The organism is Mesorhizobium sp. M1A.F.Ca.IN.020.06.1.1, assembly GCF_004023265.1.
GTDB lineage: Bacteria > Pseudomonadota > Alphaproteobacteria > Rhizobiales > Rhizobiaceae > Mesorhizobium.
Genome location: NZ_RZSR01000550.1, coordinates 1 through 4,068 on the forward strand (window position 1 = coordinate 1; position 4,068 = coordinate 4,068).

A 4,068-nucleotide genomic window follows, 5' to 3' on the forward strand; every position below is an offset into this window, starting at 1 on the left:
CACTTTCGTTCTACTGCCGTACATTCGGTGTTCCCTATGTAATGGGCTACGCCACACTCGGTGTCGCAGGAGGCGTAGTTGCGCGGTTTCTTCCCGGCTCAGAAAGTTGCCTTGTTTGCCTTCACGAACACTGGAACGACGCCAAGCACATACCAAAGCCCCGCGTTGATGACGCCGGCATTGTGGTCCCGACCGGTTGCAACGGCCCGACCTTTACCGGTGGCGGCTTCGATCTCCAGGAGGTCGCTTTAGAAATCGTGCGGAGCGTCGTCGGGATTCTGTCGGAAGGGAAATATGACACTGGCGCATGGCCGATTGCGATTCTAGAACTCAAGAATGAAAGCGGAGGACGAATTCTTCCTTATTGGGAAGGCTATGGTTGCTCTCCTCATCAAAAATGTTGCGGAGCCAAGTGATGACGGTTTGGATTTCCGCCCATGTCTTGCGGGTCGTGTATGTGTCCGCCAACGAGTTATCTCCGCTTGAGACTGGAGGCTTCCTTCTTGGTTGGCGCTCGGGTCAGGATCGCGTCGTTGTCGATTTGCGCGGCCCGGGACCCCGCGCGCTTCATGGTCGGCATTGTTTCATTCCGGATCATGCCTGGCAGGTGACCGAAATTCAGCAAGCCTTTCAGGCCAGCAGCGGCGATCTGGACTATCTCGGTGATTGGCACTCACACCCAAACGGAATTGCGAAAATGAGCGACCTCGACGAGGCAACGCTTTCAAAAATAACGAAGCGAGTGTGCGAGCCCCTCATGCTGATCGCTGCAGGGCGTGGGACGGAGTGGACCGTGCGATGTTGGAAAGGACAATCGCATCGCTCGTTGTTTTGGCGGCGCCAGATTGTCGAGCCGCAGGAATTTACCACGTTTGTCCCATCCTCCGACTGGCCGAAACCTGACGTTTGCCAGGAACGGTCGCGCTCGGAGACAATGCACTAAATACTCGTGTAAACGTTGCGACTTACCGATGATTCTTTGAACAGCCAATAACATGGATTCGACCCCGTTCTCGACCTATCAGATCGATCATTCCAGCCCGGCAATGCCCAGCGAATCTATCGCCTCTACAAGGAGTTACGCCTGCAGATCCGCAACAAGACCCGAGGCGACGGGTGAAGGCGAAGCTGCGCGAAGATCGGACAGAGGCCGTGCACTCCAATGATGTCTGGGCCATGGATTTCGTTCACGACCAAATTGGCGACCGGCCGCAAGATCCGCGTGCTGACCGTCGTCGACGACCTGTTCGCGCTTCTCGCCGGCGGTCGATCCGCGGTTCAGCTACCGGGGAGAAGATGTCGTAGCCACACTGGAGCGGGCCTGCCGCTCAGTCGGCTATCCGAGGACGATCCGGGTCGACCAGGGATCGGAGTTCATCTCCCGCGATCTCGACTTGTGGGCCTATCAGCGCGGCGTCCAACTGGACTTCTCCCGGCCGGGCAAGCCAACGGATAACGCCTTCATCGAGTCGTTCAACGGCAAGTTCCGCAGCGAATGCCTCAACGCCCACTGGTTCCTGACGCTTGACGACGCCCGCTTGAAAATGGAGGAATGGCGTAAGGACTAGAATCCTGTTTCATAACACCCATCTGTCTATGTCGTTGAAGGGAATAGGTTTTGCTGATCGGGGTGCGATCCCGCGGGGTATTTCGGGTTCTGTCGCGCGCGATGAACAATCTGCTGGATTCGCGGCTTTCCAAGTTCTGATCGGCTGAAGATCCAAGGCCCATCCGGTAGAGGATGAATGCCCTCGATCTCGCCTGCTTCGGCGGCGAATCTGAGGGTCTTCGATGCAACGCCGAGGAGGCGCGCCGCCTTGTTCAGGTTGAGCCATGGCTCGTTCCCATCCGGTGCCGGCCGGAAGACCGGGATCTTGTGATGCGACCGGTGTGCGGTGACCCGCTCCCGTGTCCAGCGATTGCCATGCCCGGTCACCAGGCCGTTGCGGTTGAGAATGCTGGGATCAGATCATCGCTGGCGATCAGCACCAGTTGCCGGATGGCTGCGATGATATCGCCAGAGGTGCTGTTGCGCTTTCCGCGCCGCCGCTTCGGCAGGCGCAGTTCGGTATGGGCGCCCTCCCGTTGTCCGGCAGCCTCGCCGTCGACGCGCCCGCCAGCGATCCGATACCCGGCCAGAAAGACTGCAGCGGAAAACCACTGCGTCGCTCTTGTCGATCAATTCATGAATATGGACTTGGCGGCCCGCCCAAGGCTGCCAGGGATAAAGCAGCTCGCGCTCCGGGCCGGTCCCGTGGGTGTTCCGTCGCCGAGTTGTTCAATACAGTCCGACCACACAGCGCGATCGGCAACAAGCCACTGATTTCGCTCATGAAAGGCTCATCGGCGGCTTCCGCCACCTGAGCCAGACACCCCGGAAGTTAGGCCCGGGGCGATCCAATTACGGGGAGCACTTCACGTGATCGACGGACTCTACCCAAATCTGGAGGAAGTTCAGGGTCTCAGGTCAAAACCCTGGAACCTAGTCAAGGTCAGCTGATTTTCTGGGACACTCCCTTCAGGGCGTCATAAAGCAATTTGATCATGCCAGTCTCCAGAGTCATGCTCAGACTCCATTGCTCACTGAGGGATTGAGCCTTAATAAGATCAGACGCGTTGTTCGGGTCCATGGAAGCCATGAATCCGTTAAGATTTCTTTCTGCTTCGACAGCGGCACTTCCGACGCTGTTGACGAAATTAAGGTTAGAACCAGTAATAGTCGACATAGCTATCTCCAATTTAGCGCGATCTATTTATCCTATTGCGCGCCTGCCTTGCATTGATCACCTCGGTCGCTGCATCTATCGCGTCCACTATGACCGCTAAGACTTCGAATTCCTGCCTCGAGACGCCAGCATCCATTTCATGTTTCAACGATTGACGGCAGGTATCGAATTCCCTCTCTAGGGCAGATCTCTTTGCGCCGTCGAAATCGCTTCGCAGCTGCCTCTGCAGCTCAAACTGGACCATGACTTTGCTCACCCTTTTTCCTCCTCTGCTATCCAGCTCGGCCTGCTCGGATAGGGGACATGCACCTCATCCGCGCCGATGCGCACAGAAACACCGCCTCGATGGATGGCAACAATCTGGCCCAGGCTCTCGAGACTGTCGCCGACCTTCAGGCGCGTTCCATTCTCAATGACGATGAACGGCGTTCGGCCGAGATGTACACCTCTCAGCGTCGGCATTACGGCCGGCGTGAACTGCGTCTCAAGCGGGATGTAGGGTGCGAACTGTTCCTGATAGCGTGAAGCGACGTTCTGCCACGCTTCAAAAGCAATTGGAGTCAGAGTTCCCGAAACGAGCACGCCGTCTGCCTTCGTCATGACGTGAATGGAACGGCGCAGTTGGGCTGTCATCGCGGTCTCTAGAAAAATGCGGGCGCGGTCGGGTGTCACGGTCGCGTTTTCAACTTCGATTGGACCCGGAATATCCAGCTTCAGGCGATGAATCGCCGCTTCGACCTTCGCATCACTCGGTCCGTATCCCGTTATCTCGATCTTTCCGGTGCCGATTACTCGGACGCTACCTTCGATTCCGAAGCCGCGTATAACCGTCGTTGCGAGATCGATGACCCGCGATTCCGACAAAGTGGTCGGTCCTTTGGATGATACTTCCACCTCAAGGCCAGCTTTTCTCAGGGCGGCTCTCATCTCAGCATCGTCTTTAGGCGGTAGGTCTCCTTCGATGACCAGTTTGCCATCAACGGGGATGATTTTGACGTTGCGCGCGATATTTAGTTCGCCAATGATATCCCGCGCTATTCCCATCGGGTCAGTGGCCGGAGGCGCTTCCGAGGCTAAGGGGGGGATTCGTCCTATGGCCGCCCACACCCCGACGACCGCCGGAACCAGGAGAGCGCAAGCTGCCGCGCCTAGCCGTAATCGCCGCGGTATCGAGGCGATCATGAGACGTATCTGACGGCCGCCCAGAGCCGACGCCAGTTCGGGACGGGCGGGATGCGCGGAAGTATCCAGCTCCCTGCTTTCGACTGCTGATTCGATCTCGGGAAAGTTGCTCCCGGCCGGCCCGATCCCAAAAATCGTCCGCCCAACTTGCACCGGCGTG

The 4,068-nt window shown here is 57.6% G+C and carries 3 protein-coding genes and 2 pseudogenes; 3 read left to right on the forward strand and 2 right to left on the reverse strand.

Annotated elements, in window-relative coordinates; genetic code table 11:
• The 3 genes and pseudogenes from EOA60_RS21995 to EOA60_RS22005 all read left to right on the forward strand — a co-directional run.
• Positions 1-416 (forward strand): annotated as a pseudogene (locus EOA60_RS21995) (ThiF family adenylyltransferase); the annotation flags it as partial.
• Positions 416-943 (forward strand): Mov34/MPN/PAD-1 family protein, encoded by a 528-nt coding sequence (locus tag EOA60_RS22000; RefSeq protein ID WP_164748494.1) that lies wholly within the window; start codon positions 416-418, stop codon positions 941-943. The pseudogene EOA60_RS21995 and the gene EOA60_RS22000, both read left to right, overlap by 1 nt.
• A gap of 102 nt (positions 944-1,045) precedes the next feature.
• A pseudogene (locus EOA60_RS22005) lies at positions 1,046-1,565 on the forward strand (DDE-type integrase/transposase/recombinase); the annotation flags it as partial.
• Positions 1,566-2,492: 927 nt separating this feature from the next.
• Here EOA60_RS22005 and EOA60_RS22015 read toward each other — a convergent pair.
• Complete coding sequence (locus EOA60_RS22015; protein WP_127335754.1) at positions 2,493-2,726, reverse strand: EscF/YscF/HrpA family type III secretion system needle major subunit; 234 nt, start codon at positions 2,724-2,726, stop codon at positions 2,493-2,495.
• 252 nt (positions 2,727-2,978) lie between these two features.
• Positions 2,979-4,068: EscD/YscD/HrpQ family type III secretion system periplasmic domain-containing protein (locus EOA60_RS22025; protein WP_206628184.1), on the reverse strand; the 1,090-nt coding region annotated here is incomplete at its 5' end.